Annotated in this window: 12 protein-coding genes; 3 read left to right on the top strand and 9 right to left on the bottom strand. The window is 55.7% G+C overall.

The annotated features are described in order from the left end of the window. Positions 1-25: 25 nt before the first annotated feature. The 3 genes from Q0M74_RS01760 to lexA form a co-directional block, all read right to left on the bottom strand. Positions 26-991 carry a 1-phosphofructokinase family hexose kinase gene (locus Q0M74_RS01760; protein WP_293951201.1) on the bottom strand — a complete coding sequence of 322 codons (966 nt, stop codon included), beginning with the start codon at positions 989-991 and terminating at the stop codon, positions 26-28. Next, entirely contained in the window at positions 988-1,767 is a 780-nt protein-coding gene (locus Q0M74_RS01755) for a DeoR/GlpR family DNA-binding transcription regulator (protein WP_293951199.1), read from the bottom strand. Before Q0M74_RS01755 ends, Q0M74_RS01760 begins: the two co-directional genes overlap by 4 nt. Positions 1,768-2,073: 306 nt before the next feature. After that, positions 2,074-2,829: a transcriptional repressor LexA gene (gene lexA / locus Q0M74_RS01750; RefSeq protein WP_293951197.1), complete on the bottom strand. Its 756-nt coding sequence runs from the start codon at positions 2,827-2,829 to the stop codon at positions 2,074-2,076. An 882-nt stretch (positions 2,830-3,711) separates the two neighbouring features. Between lexA and nrdR the strand changes: the two genes are divergently transcribed. Then, positions 3,712-4,167: a transcriptional regulator NrdR gene (gene nrdR / locus Q0M74_RS01745; RefSeq protein ID WP_293951195.1), complete on the top strand. Its 456-nt coding sequence runs from the start codon at positions 3,712-3,714 to the stop codon at positions 4,165-4,167. A 101-nt stretch (positions 4,168-4,268) separates the two neighbouring features. Here the strand turns inward: nrdR and hrpA are convergent, their stop codons facing one another. Beyond that, positions 4,269-8,177 (bottom strand): ATP-dependent RNA helicase HrpA, encoded by a 3,909-nt coding sequence (gene hrpA / locus Q0M74_RS01740; protein ID WP_293951193.1) that lies wholly within the window; start codon positions 8,175-8,177, stop codon positions 4,269-4,271. 163 nt (positions 8,178-8,340) lie between these two features. Here hrpA and Q0M74_RS01735 point away from each other — a divergent pair, with 163 nt between their 5' ends. Further along, positions 8,341-9,543: a hypothetical protein gene (locus Q0M74_RS01735; protein ID WP_293951191.1), complete on the top strand. Its 1,203-nt coding sequence runs from the start codon at positions 8,341-8,343 to the stop codon at positions 9,541-9,543. A gap of 167 nt (positions 9,544-9,710) precedes the next feature. Here the strand turns inward: Q0M74_RS01735 and Q0M74_RS01730 are convergent, their stop codons facing one another. From Q0M74_RS01730 to Q0M74_RS01720, 3 genes are all read right to left on the bottom strand, one after another. Next, positions 9,711-10,703, bottom strand: a complete 993-nt coding sequence (locus Q0M74_RS01730) for a hydrogen peroxide-inducible genes activator (protein ID WP_293951189.1) — start codon at positions 10,701-10,703, stop codon at positions 9,711-9,713. A gap of 185 nt (positions 10,704-10,888) precedes the next feature. Continuing rightward, entirely contained in the window at positions 10,889-13,429 is a 2,541-nt protein-coding gene (locus Q0M74_RS01725; protein WP_293951187.1) for an RNA helicase, read from the bottom strand. A 141-nt stretch (positions 13,430-13,570) separates the two neighbouring features. Further along, positions 13,571-14,551, bottom strand: a complete 981-nt coding sequence (locus Q0M74_RS01720) for a PAC2 family protein (RefSeq protein WP_293951185.1) — start codon at positions 14,549-14,551, stop codon at positions 13,571-13,573. Positions 14,552-14,942: 391 nt separating this feature from the next. On the opposite strand from Q0M74_RS01720, the gene Q0M74_RS01715 reads away from it, so the two are divergent. Then, positions 14,943-16,133, top strand: a complete 1,191-nt coding sequence (locus tag Q0M74_RS01715; protein ID WP_293951182.1) for a DUF4192 domain-containing protein — start codon at positions 14,943-14,945, stop codon at positions 16,131-16,133. A 23-nt stretch (positions 16,134-16,156) separates the two neighbouring features. Here the strand turns inward: Q0M74_RS01715 and galE are convergent, their stop codons facing one another. Further along, positions 16,157-17,140: a UDP-glucose 4-epimerase GalE gene (gene galE / locus Q0M74_RS01710; RefSeq protein ID WP_293951180.1), complete on the bottom strand. Its 984-nt coding sequence runs from the start codon at positions 17,138-17,140 to the stop codon at positions 16,157-16,159. Then, positions 17,137-17,578, bottom strand: a 442-nt coding sequence (locus tag Q0M74_RS01705; RefSeq protein ID WP_293951178.1) for an iron dependent repressor, metal binding and dimerization domain protein, incomplete at its 5' end; no start/stop codon positions are given. The genes Q0M74_RS01705 and galE, both read right to left, overlap by 4 nt.

The following is a 17,578-nucleotide window of genomic DNA, read 5'->3' as shown; positions in this document are numbered from 1 at the left end:
CACTGAACTGGACGGTTTTTGATCACTAGTTGAAAAAAGTTGTCTTCACCTGATCGGTAAGCACGAGATCCGGTGTAGGGATGAAATCATCCCACTCACTTCCTTCCGCATTGGCATATGCCAGGGCGTAGGTCAACTGCTCCTCAGGTGTGCGTCCGCGTTCTGCAGCAGCGAGAAAACCAGCCACAAAGGATTCCCTCCAGGTCACGCCCTGTTTACCAGGGGTGCCTGTGAATCTGGAGATATAGGCATCCTCACCGGTGACCAACAGAGCTTCACTGCGGGTGATGGTGACCAGGAGCTCAGAAATACCCTTGGTGATCAGGGTCCGGGCGGCACTGACCAGTTTCTGGCTATCGCCGGAATGCCAGGCCTCCCTCAGTGACCCAGGTTCAATATCGCAACTGACCTCAAGATCTGCACCAGTGAGCACCAATAGATGAGGCTGGGATGCAGCAAGCTGTCGGACGACTGCCCGCAAGGGAGCCCCAGTGGCAGAAATCGCGATCTTGACCTCAGGATGATAGAGGCTGAGTGAACGGACAACATCGACGTACCAGGCTGCCGGGGCAATCGCGGGAAGCTCACCACCGAGCAGGACCCAGCTGGCATTTTCAGCCTGGCGGACAACGAGATCACGCAGCATAGCCAATTGGGATGCATCCAGAGGCATGGGGGAGTCCTTGAACTCCGTTTCATTGCCCTCAGGATCGCGCATGGTCAGGTGCATCGGGATGGGGCCAGCCACGGGAATGATCTCATGAGGTAGGCCCGACACCTTCACCCGGCGTAGATAGTGGGAGATCTCCGGAACAGGGAAGATGCTCAGAGCCTCCATGCCGCCGAGGAACAGGGTGTTGGCCACACCGGTGCCAAAGCCGCCGGCAACGGTTGATGCCTCGTGCATCGTATTGACGGTGTCAATGGTGATCGTTTCACCCAGGTCATTGGTGATGAGCAGGTAAGGGCTGGCGGTAACTGTCAGAATCATTCTGCGATCACGACCTCGACATCATGTTCCTTCAGCTGCTGGATGAAGGACTCAGGCGCACCGGAATCAGTCACCACGACATCAATGTCATCAATAGAACCGAAGCTGACCAGGTAGTCCGTACCCATCTTGGTGGAGTCGCACAGGACAACTACCTTGTGGGCGTTGGTGATCATGGCTGACTTCATGGCGGCTTCCTGGGAATCAGCAGTTGAAAGACCATGATCAAGGGTGAGCGCATTCGTACCGATGAACACCACATCCGCACGCATCAGCGCAAGGGTGCGAAGAGCTGTATCCCCAACGACTGCCTGGGTGATCGCTCGGACACTGCCACCGAGAAGCTGGACATCATCTAATCCGGTGTTGGCCAGGCTGAGGGCGATGGGCAGGCAGTTGGTGACAATCGACCACTGTTTAGCATGGGGGTGCTCAGCAATGAGATCAGCCAACGCAGTAACTGTGGTTCCGGCATCAAGGAACATACCCCCATTGACCGGAGGGAGGAACTGCATGGCAGCCTTGGCGATTGAATATTTGGCCGATGACGCGGAGCGGAACCGGGTATCAAGGCTCAATTCAGTGGTTTGGAAAGACTGGGTGGCGACAGCGCCGCCATGGACGCGGTGGACAATCCCCTCGCGGTCGAGCACGGCCAGGTCCCGTCGGATGGTCTCCGCAGTAACATCGAAACGGCCGGCAAGTTCAGTGACATTGACCCGTCCTTCAACCGCTGTCAATGACGCGATCTGACGGCGTCGTTCTTCTGCGTACATGCCACTCCTTAAAACAAAAAGAAATTTTCGTATATATGCCCGATATTGGTTTCCATTATCGCACCATTGGACAGCTGTTTCCTACAAAAAGTTATGGGTAGCAGGGGTAGGAACAGCGCAATCTCAATAAATCGGGCAGCGATAATGCTGTAAAAGCTACAAGACCTTGCGAAACCCACAATAAACCCACTTTGAAACACCTTGTTTATGCGGATAAGGGTTCACCCCCGAACGTGGTCACCAAAGAGGAACCCCGTTTGCATGTTCAAGGCGAACTCACAAACGGGGCAGTGGATGCTGGTGCGATCAGAGCTTTCGCATCACGGAGACTACCTTGCCCATGATTTCAGCATTTTCTCCGGAGATGGGGGCGAAGGAATCATTGTGCGGCAGGAGCCAGACGCCGGACGCGTCCTTATGGAACTCCTTGACGGTGGCTTCACCATCAATCATCGCTGCCACAAACTCACCCTGTTCAGCGACAGGCTGTGAGCGGACAACCACCCAATCGCCGCTGAGGATGCCAGCATCTCGCATGGACTCACCAATGACCTCGAGCATGTACAGCTCACCATCACCGACGATTTCTGCGGGGAGCGGATAGTATTCTTCAATATTTTGTTCCGCCAGGATGGGATTACCTGCAGCAATCTTGCCCACCACGGGGATGAATGAGGTTGCACTCGCCAAGTCCTCATTTGGTGCGGAATGCGCGGCGTTCTTGGACTTGGACTTCGGTCCGACCTTGGGGCGGGTGTCCGTGTCTGGAAGGTGTCGGACATCCACCGCGCGTGGCTTGTTGGGGTCACGGCGTAGGAAGCCCTTCTTCTCCAGCTCCTTGAGCTGGTAGGCGACCGATGACGTTGACTGGAGTCCTGCGGCATCGCCGATTTCACGAATGCTTGGTGGGTAACCACGCAGAACCACTGCATCTCGAATCACCTCCAGGATCCTGCGCTGCCTGTCAGACAGGCTGGCGGGATCAGGCTTGCCATTAGGCAGCATCTTCACCGTGCGGCTGCCACGACTGCCGCGGGCCTTGGGGGTCTTCTCGGTGGACATGGGGGAGGGGTCCTTCCATTTGGGCGCTGATGGTGTGAGGCGATGGTCAGGGGGATATTGACCATTCTCTGCACCCTGTCCGGCGCGGTGTAGTTCCAGAAGCGGTTCAACACTCGGGACTGTTCGAACCATTTTTTCTTTCTCAAGTCTTAACCATACATGCCCGCCTGCGGAAATGGTACGAGTGTTCGATGTTTCCGGGAATATTCTAGACATCTTTTTCCCAAGGTGATATAAATCGAACAAGAAGCCAAAGTCGAACACCTGAACGAAAATGATGTTCGATAGTGTCCAGGCCTGTTCCTAGAATGCAGGCAGACGAACAGGAGAGAACCATGGCGATGTCGATTGATGCAGGTGGCAGGCTAGGTAATGACCGGCCAGTCCCTGACCTGACTGTTCCCCCCGCCGCTGTTTGGGCAGGTGGGCGGGAAGGGGTTGCTCCCTCCCGACCCGTACGTGTTCGAACGCTTGACAGTTCGAATCGCACCCGTTTTTCGCCTCCCTATGGCGTGCATGTTCAACGCCATGGGAGCGGCTATGGGATTGCGCGCCCTGTGCCAGAGGCTGCAGACCTCCTGCGGGAAAAGGGAAACTCTGGAGAGTCTCCACGTTCGATTATGGAAAATGTTAAACAGTGGGCTGGCGGGGCAATCTTTGGGCTGGCGATCTTTGTCGGAATCCTCCTTTCACAAGAGGCACAGGAAGAACCGATTGAGCCTTATGGTGGATCCCAGCGGGTGGGTGTCAGCCTGGACTAGAGGACATCGGTTCAGGGCCTGTCTGTGATGGAGGTTCATGGAAGGTGTGGCCTAAGCTGAACAGAGCTTCCCCTATCCACACAAGGATGGCGGGCACCCCTACAGGGAAGGATCTGGGTCCATGTATTGCCCGTTTTGTCAGCACGGACATTCCAAAGTTATAGATTCACGGGTCATCGAGGCAGGTAGTGCCATTCGACGTCGCCGGGAATGCAGTGAATGCGAAGGTAGATTCACCACCATTGAGAAAGCCATTCTACTGGTTCTCAAGAGAAATGGTGTTACTGAACCTTTCAGCAGGGAAAAGGTGGTCACGGGTGTGCGACGGGCCTGCCAGGGGCGCGATGTCTCCGATGATTCACTCAAGCGGCTGGCACAGCAGGTGGAGGAGACTGTCCGCAGTAGTGGCAGTTCCCAGATCCGTGCCAATGACATCGGTCTGGCCATCCTGGACCCTCTCCGCGAACTTGACGAGGTGGCGTATCTGCGTTTTGCCTCCGTTTATAAGTCATTTGAGGATGCTGATGATTTTGAAAAGGAAATCCGGTTGATGCGCCGACGTAAAGATGAGGACTAGGCCTTGTGACAACACCTCCGTCGGGTTGGCGAGCGGGAAAATGTGCAAAAGGAAAAAGAGGGCTAATCTCAAGTCAGCCCCCCTTTTTTTCTGCTTATCAGCTACCGGAGTTTATCCACCATCTTCTTGATGCGCTGCACCGATACCGGCATGGGAGTGCCGAGCCGTTGTGCAAATAAACTGACCCGGAGTTCCTGGATCTGCCAGCGGATATCCTTCACTTCCCGGGTGGCACGGCGATTGGTCGGCAACTTAGCCAGTCGAGTGTCTAGGTAGTCCTTCACCGCATTGATCTCATCCTGACGGTCCGCATCACGATCGGGGTCCCGATTCATCTCCTCCATCCTGATCGTCATCGCATGGAGATACCGTGGGAGATGCCGCAGACGTTGTGCCCCATGGATACTGATTGCCTGTTTCGGCAAGAGGAATTCCAGCTGGGACATCATGTCATCAATAGCCGGGCCGGTCCACCCTTCCAGCTCCGACATGACATTGGCATAAAGAACCAACGCTGGCGCGAGATCAACAATGGTGCGCCGGACTTCACCAGCAGCAGCTGGCTTCACAACAGCGAGGAGCTTTTCAAACTCCTCTGGGGTGCGGACAGCGCCACCATTGGCGAACATGAGATCACGGATCGCTGCGATGCGGGCATCAGAGACCAACCCCTCGGAACCTCCGTGAGGGTAATTGTCCACGGCGACACGCTGCTGCAAGGGCAGACCCTTGACCATCTGCTTCGGATTAACCTCGATTTCACGCATCAACAGGGTCAGTGTCGAGGTGATCATCGACGCATCAGCGGCGGCACGAGTGGGAAAGACCTTGACTGAGACCCCTGTCGGTGAGACCACCAGGGCAGGGAAGGCCGTGACCTTCTGACCATCAACCGTGGTGTCAACCTCCTCATTGATGGAACCGAGAGTCTCGGGGGTCCATGAGGTTGCTTCATCCTGCTCAGAGGTTCGTGCTACCCGTGACACTGAAGCCCTAATCTGATTGGCCCGACGCTCCTTGAGCTTGTCCAGGCTCTTGTCCCGGTCGATGATCTCACCACGCTTATCCACGGCGGCGTAAGTGATGCGCAGATGATCAGGAAGCTTCTGGAGAGAAAAATCTGAGGCATTGATCCCTGCGCCACCCAATGAATGCAGTGCCTCTGCCAGCTGGGTAGCCAGGGGTGACATGTAGGGACGCAGGAGCGGCATCGAACGCTTGGCGAACTCAGGGGCGGGAACCACTGAACGCCTCAGAGCCTTCGGTAGTGTTCTGATGAGTTCGGTGACCAGATCAAGACGTACACCGGGCACCAACCAATCGAATCCTTCGGTGTCCAGGCCGCCGAGTACCGGAACCGGAACCAGAACCGTGACACCGTCATCTTTGTGCCCTGGTTCGAAGTGGTAATTCAAGTCGAAGATCAAACCACCTTTCTGCCACTTATCGGGGAAAGCCTCCTCGCTGATGGCATCAGTATCAGCATTGATGAGTTCCTCTGGGTCAAAATCAAGGAGGTCGGGTTGATTACGGGAGGTCTTCTTCCACCAGGCATCAAAGTTCCGTGACGTGGTTGCTGTGTCAGGAAGCTTCGCATCATAGAAATCAAAGAGTGTTTCCTCATCGACGATGATGTCGCGGCGGCGTGCCTTCGCCTCAAGTTCAGCAATATCTTCCAGTTTGGCAGCATTATCGTGGAAGAAACGGTGGTGGGTGGTCCATTCACCTTCAATGAGTGCATGACGGATGAACAGATCACGGGCAGCCACCGGATCCACCGTGTGATAGGGAACAACTCTGTCGGCAATGATGGTGACGCCATAGAGCGTGGACTTCTGGTGGACCATCGCGGCACCACGTTTTGTTGACCAATGCGGCTCAGAATACTGATGTTTAAGCAGGGGACCGGCAAGTTTTTCTACCCACTCCGGTTCGATCTTGGCAACATCACGGGCCCACAGACGGGAGGTTTCAACAAGCTGACCGGCCATGACGAACTGTGGTGGTTTCTTGGCTAGTGAGGAGCCGGGAAACACCATGAATTTAGTGCCCCGAGAACCGGTGAATTCCCTGCTTTCCCCGTCACGGGAACCGATCTGGGAGAGCAGACCTGACAGCAGCGACTGGTGGATGATGTCAGGACTTGCAGTACCTGCGACGTTCTCTTTTGCAGACCAGCCTAATTGCTGTCCTACCTGTTCCAGCTGGCGTACCAGATCCCACCACTCGCGGATACGCATGTAGTGGAGGAACTCTTTCTTCATCTGTTTGCGGAAGGCGTTACCACTGCTTAAGTCACGCTGATCACTAATATATTCCCACAGTTTCAGGAAACTGAGGAAGTCACTCGTGACATCCTTGAAGCGGGCATGGGCCTGGTCTGCCTGCGCCTGGAACTCCAGAGGACGTTCGCGAACATCCTGGATGGTCATGGCAGCCACGATGACCATCACCGGGTGCAAGGCTCCGAGTTTCTGTGCCTCCACAAGCATGCGGGCCATGCGTGGATCCACAGGAATATTGGCAATATCCCGGCCGGTGGGGGTCAGCTTCGGGGAGCCATCCTCAGCGGCTTCTTCTGCCAGCGCACCGAGCTCATGTAGGAGGAGTAGTCCATCACGGATGGAACGCTGCTCCGGAACCTGAAGGAAAGGAAAATCATTGATATCGCCCAGTCGAAGGGATGCCATCCGCAAAATGACGCTGGCCAGATTGGTACGCACAATTTCTGGATCAGTGAACTCCGGACGAGACTCAAAATCCTCCTCGGAATAGAGACGGACGGCAATACCATCGGCGACACGACCACAACGGCCGGAACGCTGATTGGCGCTGGCCTGGGAGATCGGCTCGATGGGCAGACGCTGAACCTTGGTCCGCACTGAATACCGCGAGATACGTGCTGTTCCGGTATCCACCACGTAGTGGATACCGGGCACCGTCAGGGAGGTTTCCGCGATGTTGGTGGACAACACGATGCGACGCCCGGAATGCGGACTGAACACCCGGTGCTGCTCCTGGTTGGAGAGTCGACCAAACAGGGGAGTGACCTCCACACCCTTCCATTTACGACCCTCGATGGCTTCCATGGCGTCACGAATGTCACGTTCGCCGGGGAAGAAACAGAGAATATCGCCCCTGCCCTCAGCCATGAGTTCCTCAAGGGCGTTGCAGAGACCATCGAGTGGATCAATATCGATGATCTTGTCACCCTGAATCACCTCGAGGGGGCGGTAACGGATCTCGACGGGGAAGGTCCGACCAGACACCTCGATGATGGGAGCCGGCTTACCAGATGGACCAGAGAAGTGTTCCGCGAAACGTTCTGGATCAATCGTGGCTGAAGTGATAATGACCTTGAGATCCGGGCGCCTGGGAAGCAGCTGGCGCAGGTAACCAAGGAGGAAGTCGATGTTGAGGGATCGTTCATGGGCCTCATCGATGATGATCGTGTCATAGGCGTTGAGAAAACGATCACGCTGCATCTCTGCCAGCAGGATGCCGTCAGTCATCAGCTTCACTGAGGTGGAGGAGGAGACACGGTCATCGAAACGGATGGCATAACCAACAGTTTCACCAATCTCTTGATCGAGTTCCTCTGCAATGCGCTCGGCAACAGTACGGGCCGCCAGTCGACGTGGCTGGGTATGCCCGATGAGCCCACGGCGACCCCGACCCAGTTGCAGACAAATCTTCGGGATCTGGGTGGTCTTACCCGAACCGGTCTCACCGGCGATGATGACCACCTGGTTGTCACGGATTGCCTCAGCGATGTCCTCACGACGGGCGCTCACCGGCAATGTCGCCGGGTAGGTAATGGCCGGGATACGGTCAGCCCGGGCATCGACAAGCGTGGCAGCCTTGGCGATGTCCGCCTTGATGGCAGTCAACGCCCTGGGGGAGCGTGCCTTGTGGAGGCGTCGGCGGAAGACGCGTTCGTCCGTGAGTGAAACTCCGCTGAGGAGTTCGTACAGTTCGGCTCGCGTAGGGGTGTTTTCAGAAGTAATCATGCTAGTGGATCATTCTACTTGCTCCGTGATGCTCCTCAGATTCCGGTTGCGAGTACCCTGTATCTGGATGTGTCGCGCTTCACCGGTGGGCAACTGTCTGGTTGTCGATTCCCCCCGGAGAGCGTGAAACTGGGAAAAGAATCTAAGGAGAGTTCCAAAGACGATGAGTCGCGATGATGAGAGACCAGACCTGAACCCCGGAGATGATGACAATCAGGAGGGACCTTCCGATTTCAATTCGGAAAAGCCTGCTGAAGAACCACCCGCATCATCCTCAGGTTCCGATGACGGTGATGAGCGGGGTGTAGGCAACGACCGTGGCGATGAGAGCGGAGGCTTCCCCAAGCGCTATCAGCCCACCAACCACCCTGAAGATGCTCCCGGGGGATTCAACCCGAACTACCGCGCGCCGGGTGGGGACTACGGGTATGGCTCAACCGGTTCAACCGGCTCCTCCTATTCCGGATACCAGCCCTACCCGGGCACCGGTGCAGGCAGTGATTCCAGCTACCAGTCTTATGGACAGCCCTATAGTGGTTATGGTCCGGGCAATAATGGTTACGATGGTGGCGGATCAGGCCAGGGCGGGGAGGCGCTGGAAAAGTCTGATGGAAAAATCAACATCATGCGCGCCGTACGGTTTGGTTTCAAATCCATTTTTGCCAACCCCGGCATCTGGATCCTGGGCACCGTCGTGCTGGGCGTGGCATTCATGTTTCTCTCCATCACTCTGAGCTTCATGATGGTGGCTTTTGACTCTGATGCAGTGATGAGCGGTGACATACTGTCACCGGCCAACCTCATCATGAACATCGTGATTGCTATCTTCAGCTGGGCAGTGATGATCTGTGTCATGCGTGGCGCACTCTTGGAAGTCGATGGTCGTAGAGCACGACTTGCTGATTTCTTCCGTCCCATCAACGTGGGACAGACACTTCTCCTTCTGGTCATCATCGGCGTTGTCGGATTGGTGGTCTCAGGGCTTCTCCAGTCTGATACCGCGGACCTGATCCAGGTGAACGAAACCACCGCTGCGATGACCCTTGATGAGGCAATCATGGGACGGTTGATGCTCTACATGGTGATCAGCATGTTGGTGGCCCCACTGCACAGTTACTGGGTGTACTACGCCGCTGACGGCAGGGAAAATGCCATGGGCGCAATCCGTCATGGTTTTGTTGATGCGGCCCGCAACTATTTCAAGCTGTTGGCCTACAGCATCCTCGCTGGAATCGTTGCGATTGTTGGCACCATCATTACTCTGACGCTTGGCCTTGTGGTGCTGCTTCCGGCAAGTATCCTCATCTCCACACACCTGTACCGACAGATGAGTGGTGGCAAGGTTCCTGTAGAAGTACGCAACTAATCTCAACAGGTATTGTGGCGACCTTCAGATGAAAGGGCCGTTCAATATAATTAAGCCCTCCATCATGTCTTGATTATTTCCATGAGAAATAATCAAGACATGATGGAGGGCTTATTGCTGCTTTGTTGCGTTCCCTACAGGTGAGGATAAATCCCTCAGGCAGTTACCTAGCTCTCGACCGGAATGATTGAATCGCCGGCCTTCAACTGCAGACCGGTGTCATGTGCTTTGGTCCGGGCTTCCATGAACGCACGCTGTAAAATCTTGGCGAACTGCTGGAACTCCTCTGCCCGTGAGGATGAGGAACGATAGACCAGGCCGACACGGCGGTTTGCAGTGACATCAGGACCGAAGTTTGCCGTGGACAGGCCCGAACGGGTGCATTCCCACGGCACAGCGCTGACCGGTATCAGGGTGGAACCCAGGCCGGCAACCACCAGCTGCATGACGGTGGTGAGGCTGGATGCCCTGGTGATAGCAGTGGTGGAGCTGATTGGGTTGATGTCTGCCCGACGGCACAGATCCACGATCTGATCGTGGAGGCAGTGGCCATCATCAAGAAGAAGCAGGTCCAGCTCATCCAGAGCAGCCAACTGCAGATCCTGACGCCCATCAAGGGTGTGCCCCTCAGGAACAACCACCACGAAGTCCTCATCATACAAAGGGATTTCCTTCATCCCCGGAGACTCAGAGGGCAGCGCCATCATGGCTACGTCGATCGCACCGTCGCGCAGGAGCGACAACAGGTGCTTGGTCTGATCCTCGACGATGTGAGGCTCCAGATCCGGGTACTCATTATCCACGATGGACAGCATCGACGGCAGGATATACGGGGCAATGGTGGGGATGATTCCCACCGTCAGGGGACCGGTGAGGGAACCATTTGCACCGCGGGCATGGGCGAGGAAGGACTCTGCCGCATCCAGGGTGGATTTAGCATAGGGAAGGAGCTTTTCGCCTGCCGGGGTGACAATGACCTTACGGGTGGAACGCTCGATGAGCTGGACCCCGAGACCTGTCTCCAAGGCTACCAGAGCCTGGGACAACGAAGGCTGAGAAATGGATAGTTTAGTGGCGGCAGTGCCAAAATGTTTGCACTCCGCGATCGTGGCGAACGTACGCAGCTGTGCGAGTGTGGGCCGGTACTCCTTATTGCTCATACCTATAACCATAACTGGTAATTCCCTAAACTGGTAATGAAAGTGCAGTATTTCATCACCATTAAGCAGGGTAGATAGGTAAAACCGCTGAATGTGCTGCGGTTATGACAACAACTTCATCCGAGGCATTCAAAGGGGCTACCGGCTGAGAAAGCCCCTACTGAGTGCCCCGGCAGGTCGTTTAACTAACTCTGGGAGATCTCCAGGGAGGAGAAGCGAACCTCTCCAGCTTCATCAGAGGCATCGAGATCAACAACACCGACAAAAGCAAAGGAGTTGTCTCCTTCAGGATCCTTGACGGTTTGTCGTACTGTCCAGGAACGACCAGTGGCATCCAGGGTAAAGTACTCAGGACCACGGGCACCCTGGCCGGTATCCAGATCAGCGTATTCATCGAAGTAGGCATCCATGGCAGCAGGGAAATCCGGTACCTCATCCAAGTAGTCCGTCATGGTGGCCAGCTGATCCTCCTTTTCGTAGGCGAAGAGTTCCACCAATCTGAACATCGCATTGCGGATCATGATGGTAAATGCCCTGCGGTTCGCAGTGAGTGCCGTGGGGTCCTCCACGCCGAAGGCAAGCTCACGTTCCAGGGTCTCCTTGGAGATCGGAGCATCCGGATCCGCCATCTGGGCCCACTCGTCCACCAGGGAGGAATCCACCTGACGGATCAGTTCACCGAGCCACTCCACGATGTCTTCCAGTTCCTCCGTGGAGTTCTCCTTCGGCAGTGTCTGCCGCAGGGTACGCCAAGCATCGGTGAGATAACGCAGTGCCACACCCTCTGATCGGGCAACACCATAGGTAGCCACCAGGTCAGAGAAGGTCATGCCGTGTTCGATCATGTCACGGACAACAGACTTCGGGCTGAGCTCAAACTCCTTTGCCCAGGGGTGTCCCTCACGGAATGTTTCAAAGGCCTGATCGAGTTCCTCTTCCAGTGGTTTTGGCCAGGTGACATCTTCGATGATGGACATGCGGTCGTTGTAGTCAACCCCCTCAGCCTTCAGTGCTGCGATCTCCTCACCGCGTCGTGCCTTCTGCTGTGCAATGAGGATCTGCCGGGGGTCATCCAGGATGGCTTCAAAAATGCTGATCACATCGAGGTTGTAGGTGTCAGATTCCTTATCCAGCAGCGTCAGTGCAGCCAGGGCAAATGGTGCCAGAGGTTGGTTGAGAGCGAAGTCTCGCTGCAGATCTGCAGTCAGAGCATAGACACGGCCGGTTTCATCAGGACCATCAATAACCTTGTCAATGATCTGAGCATTAACCAGACCACGGAAGAGTTCCAAGGTGGTGAGGATATCCTTGTTCTGCTTGGCCCGGGTGTCATGGTTGGTGCGCAACAGGTGCTTGAAGTGGTCATAGCCATCGCCTGGGCGGGCAACCACATTGAGGATCATGGAGTTGGTGACCTTGAACTGGCTGGTCAGCTGCTCCGGCTCCGCAGTGGTCAGACGCTCATAGGTTTTCATGGTCCAGGTGACCTCCCCTGGACGTGTTGCCTTCAGACGTAGTTTCTTCAGCTTCTTCGGATCAGAGCCAGCCTTTTCCCGCAGGCGGGAGTTTTCAATCTCATGCTCGGGTGCCTGGATCACCACGTGGCCGACAGTGTCATAACCGGCACGTCCCGCGCGTCCGGCGATCTGGTGGAATTCACGGGACTTCAGGACACGCTCACGGGTGCCATCAAATTTCACCAGGCCGGTCATCAGAACCGTCCTGATAGGGACGTTGATGCCCACGCCCAGGGTATCGGTGCCACAGATGACCTTGAGCAGACCTGTCTGTGAGAGTTTCTCCACCAACCGGCGGTATTTTGGCAGCATGCCGGCATGGTGCACACCAATGCCACGGCGCACCAGTTTGGACAGCGTTTTGCCGAAGGTGGTGGTGAAGCGGAAATCCCCGATCTCTGCAGCGATCTTTTCCTTTTCTTCCTTGGTTACCACCGTCATGGAGGTCATGGCCTGGGCGCGCTCAATAGCATCACGCTGGGTGAAGTGCACAACATAGACCGGCGCCTTGGCATCCTTCAGCAGACCTTCAATGGTCTCGTGTACAGGTGTGTATACATAGGAGAATTCTAGGGGGACAGGGCGCTCAGTGTTGCCCACAAAGCTCGTGGTTCGGGCTGTGCGAGCCGTGAGGTCCTTCTCCAACCATTCAGTGTCACCGAGTGTGGCCGACATTAACAAGAACTGGGCTTTGGGCAGCTCAAGCAGTGGAACCTGCCAGGCCCAACCACGATCAGGCTCAGAATAATAGTGGAACTCATCCATGACCACCTGATCAATGGCAGCTGAGGCACCATCACGCAGTGCAATATTGGCCACAATCTCCGCGGTGGCGCAGATGATCGGGGCACTGCCGTTGACTGTGGCGTCACCGGTCATCATGCCAACATTCTCCGCCCCGAAAATCTCACACAGGGAGAAGAACTTCTCACTCACCAGGGCTTTGATCGGAGCCGTGTAGAAACTGCGTTGGCCACGGGCCATGGCGATGAAGTGCGCAGCAATGGCCACCATGGATTTACCCGAACCAGTTGGTGTGGCAAGGATGACATTGTCACCGGTCAGAACAGCCAGTGATGCCTCTTCCTGAGCGGGGTACAGGCTGATCCCCCGCTCAGTGGTCCATGCCAGGAAGGAATCAAAGATGGATTCATCCAGCAGTGAGGCAGGGACATCGGAAAGGTCGGGCAGCATCTGAGAAAGGTTCACAGCTATCAAGCGTAGCCAACACACCGGACATGCGAGACAACCTGCGTGCTCTACCGCTAAAAGAGCTACCGCACCCCCTCATGCAGTGCACTTGACGTGCACGGTAGGGGATGCGGTAGCTACAAGGCGGAAACTGACTGACTAGTCCTCAGAATCCTGCGAAGATTCCTCTGCGGAATCGGAAGAATCAGCCTCATCATTCTCGCTGAGGCTGGCGAGGAACTTTTCAAATTCTGCACCGATCTCATCACCTGAGGGAACAACAGGTTCCCCGGGGAGAGCACCCTGGGGGTGCTTCTTGCGGTAACGCTCGATCTCATCGTCATACTGCTTCTCCAGGGCACCCACCACATGCTGGATCTCCATGGAATTCTCAGTCTGCTCACTCAGCTGACGTTGGACCTTCTCGGCATCGCGTTCAATGGAGAGCAGGGGAAGATTGAGCTGGGCCGTCTCAGCAACTGATTCCAACAGCTTCAACGTCGCAGCAGGGTAGGGAGAGGCCGCGACATAGTGTGGAACATGCACGGTGTAACCAGCGACATTTTTACCCCGGGTGTGTAGGAGCCTCTCCAGTTTCAAAGAAGCAGAACCGGGGACAGAGATGCGGGCATCGATGCTGAACTGGGACTTCAACAAGGCTGCTGAATTTCCGTGGGCAGACACCACCGTCGGGCGGGTGTGAGGAACAGTCATGGGGGCTGCATACAGACAGATCGTCTGATCCACACCGAACTTATCCACCAGGTCTGAGACCGCCTCGGTGAAAGCCCCCCAACGCAGATCTGGTTCAGGGCCGGAAAGTACGAGAAATGGCTTATTATCAGAATCACGGATGACGTGCAGCCCCAGCTGGAGTTCCTCCATCTCGGACACTTCGTTATTCTCGATGACCACAGCAGGGCGACGCGAACGGTAATCGATCAGTTCATCATTGTTGAATGAGGCAATCAACCGGTTGTCCAGGGCTGCCATGAGGTGGGATGAACTGGCTTCCACGGCATGACCTGCATCGGCATAACCCTGAAGAGCAACAATGAGGGTAGGGCCTTCCGCGCCACTTCCACTCACCTCAGGTGACGGGTATTCAAGTTCATACATGGGTTTCTTGTTATCCGACATTATTCCTCCTCAATCAATCTAGGTTTATCGGTAGCTTTGACAAGCCTGACAAGCCTGACAAGCTAAAAATAATCAGCCATATCCTGTTATCGGCGGCTTCTTATACGTTCAACGTTAAGTCATCAGGAATTAATCCCTCGATCTACACCGTGTGGTATATCTGTGCCGATCGTCTGATTCTAGCCTAGAGACTATGGTCCCTGAAGCATTGGTGAACAGCTCTTCCCAGAAGATGCGGCCATCTTTTCAGCATGGGTGGGAACCTCGCTGACCAGCATGTTTATCAGTTTTTCGAGACCAGCCTGTGGATAGAAAAAATTGTTCACAGTTTGTTCACTGTTTTTGAGAAGCTGTGATGACGAAACCAACCTGGTCGTTTCATACTGTGTCCATGCCACAGAACAACACGTCACAGTCCACGTCGCACCTGGAAACACCGGGCGACCTCATCGCAAATATTCCTGGAATCCTCGGATTCTTTCCTGCTGAATCCATCATCTTCGCAGCCATGTTCCAAGAGGGACAAGGCACGCGCTACACCCTGGGCCCGGTCGTCCGGATCGATATCAATGAACTTGAGCTGCTCGATGATGTCGGCACAGCACTCCAATCTGTTGAAGCTGACCTCATCTTCACCTTCATCATCTCCGAAAAAGTCACCAGTGTGGCTATTGAGCAGACGGTGGAAAAACTCTTCACCACTGCAGAAAGCGGGGTCATTGATATCACGGCCTGCTGGCTGACAACCGGTATCTACAGTGGTGAAAGCTACCAGCTGGCTTTCGGCCCCCAGCCTGATGATCTCAACACCACCTACACGGGTATGTCAGATTGGGAACATGGCAGGATCGCACCAGTCACCCAGGCGGTGGCAACAAAAAATCTCCTGGAACAAGGACACCTTCCAGAAATCAACCGCCGGGATGCCTATGCTGCTTTTGATCGGGGGAACCACAGCCTCAATGAGGAGGACATCTGGGAGTTGGCACTGCAGGCGAAAACAAGCGGTGATGAGATTCTCCACGCCATCAGGCATCATCCTCACGGCACTGCCTTTGATGCAGCACTGGAAAAATTCGACAGCATCATCCACAGCGCAGCCGCGGTGAGGGCCGACAACACTATCAACCCGCTCCAGGAGCGGCCGGATATTCTGCGGGATACAGCTACCTTCCTCACCTCAGTGCTCCTGCGTGATGCCATCCTGCATTATTGCGTCATGCATCCAGAGACAGCTGCTGATCTTTTTCTGGCCGTGGCAAAAACCTTCGACCACACCATCCGCTCCAACGCGCTTTGTCTCTACTCACTTGCCGCAATCAAACTGAACCTTGGTATGAAAGCAATCCCTGCTCTGGATGCCTCCCTTGCCACCCATCCGGAACACAGCTTTTCAGGTCTGCTGCGGCATGGGCTTATCGACGGACAATTCGACTCCATGATCACCGCCTGTCTCCGGGGCAATGAGATGGTCCGGAATCAGTATTCATCCGCATCCATGGCTGGAGAGCTCACTGCAAAGGTAGAAAGCCCCGACCCCGAGGAAGACGGGGGCGGGGCGGAGCCTGTGCAAGCTGCATGATTTCTGCTCAGAAGGCAACCTGATCAGCGCTGTGCGCTGTGGGCGCGATCGCCCAACTGGGAGGTGAAGGCCCATGCATCGGAGACAATAGTCTTCAGATCAGTATGGGCAGGTGCCCACCCAAGTTCCCGCTGTGCTTTCTCAGAAGAGGCAATGAGTGTGGCGGGGTCACCAGCGCGCCGGGGTGCAATTTCCGCAGGGATGGGGTGGCCGGTTACTTCCCGGCACATCTCCACGACCTGCTTGACGCTATATCCATCACCGGAGCCGAGGTTGAAGATCCGGTGGTTTCCTCCGGTGTTGGACTCAAGTGCCAGGACATGGGCTTCGGCAAGGTCCAGGATGTGGATGTAGTCACGGACAGCAGTGCCATCCGGGGTGGGCCAGTCATCGCCAAACATGGAGATCTTCTCGCGGTGGCCCAGTGCCACCTGGAGGACCAGGGGAATGAGATGGGTTTCCACTTCGCGGTTTTCGCCGATGGTGCCATACGCGCCAGCAACGTTGAAGTATCGGAGACTGGTGGCACCAAGTCCGTAAGCATCGGCATAGGAGGTGATCGCGTAGTCGATCGCCAGCTTCGTCGCACCATAGGGGTTGGTGGGTACCGTGGCCATGTCCTCGGTGATGGGGACCTGCTCAGGTTCGCCATAGGTTGCCGCAGTGGAGGAGAACACCAGGTTGTTCACCCCGTTGTCCCGCATCGCCTCCAGCAGGGTCAGCGTGGTGATGACGTTGTGTTGCCAGTACTGCGCAGGCTGCGCAACGGATTCACCCACCAGTGAGCGGGCTGCGAAGTGGATGACGCCATCGAAATCCGCACCTGAGAGCACCTCAGCAGCAACATCGCGCACATCACCCTCGATGAGGGTAGCTCCAGCCGGCACGGCTTCGCGGTTGCCCGTGGTGAAGTTATCAATGATGGTGACATCATGTCCGCGCTCGAGAAGGACTGCTGCGCAGACACTACCTACATAGCCTGCGCCGCCGGTGACGAGAAGTTTCATGCGATGGAATCTCCGACCTTTTCCACACGAACAGCGTGGGCGAGATCATCCATCAGTTCAATGGCCTTGCCATCGTGGGTGATGAGCACCCGGCCCTGCTCATTGCTGATATCTACAACGGTCCCAGTTTTAACACCAGCTGCAGTGAGAATCTGGAACTGCTCCTGATCAACCTGGAGGATTTCATTCAACTGAACAATACGCGCGGTGAAGGTCTCGCCGTAGGGGAGATCGATGGCACGGATGCCGGAATCCGGCTGGCTGTCCTGCTGGAAACCGATGTCGGAGAGTCCTGGGATTGGATTGCCGAAGGGGGAGCGAGTGACATCGTCGAGAACCTCGACCAGACGTCGCTCCACCTCATCGCTCATCACGTGTTCCCAGCGGCATGCCTCATCGTGAACCTTGTGGATATCCAGGCCGATGATATCGGTGAGC

The sequence above is a fragment of the uncultured Corynebacterium sp. genome (assembly GCF_945649885.1).
Lineage (GTDB): Bacteria > Actinomycetota > Actinomycetes > Mycobacteriales > Mycobacteriaceae > Corynebacterium.
Note: the sequence above shows the minus strand (reverse complement) of the source record. Positions and strands in the feature narration are given on the sequence as shown.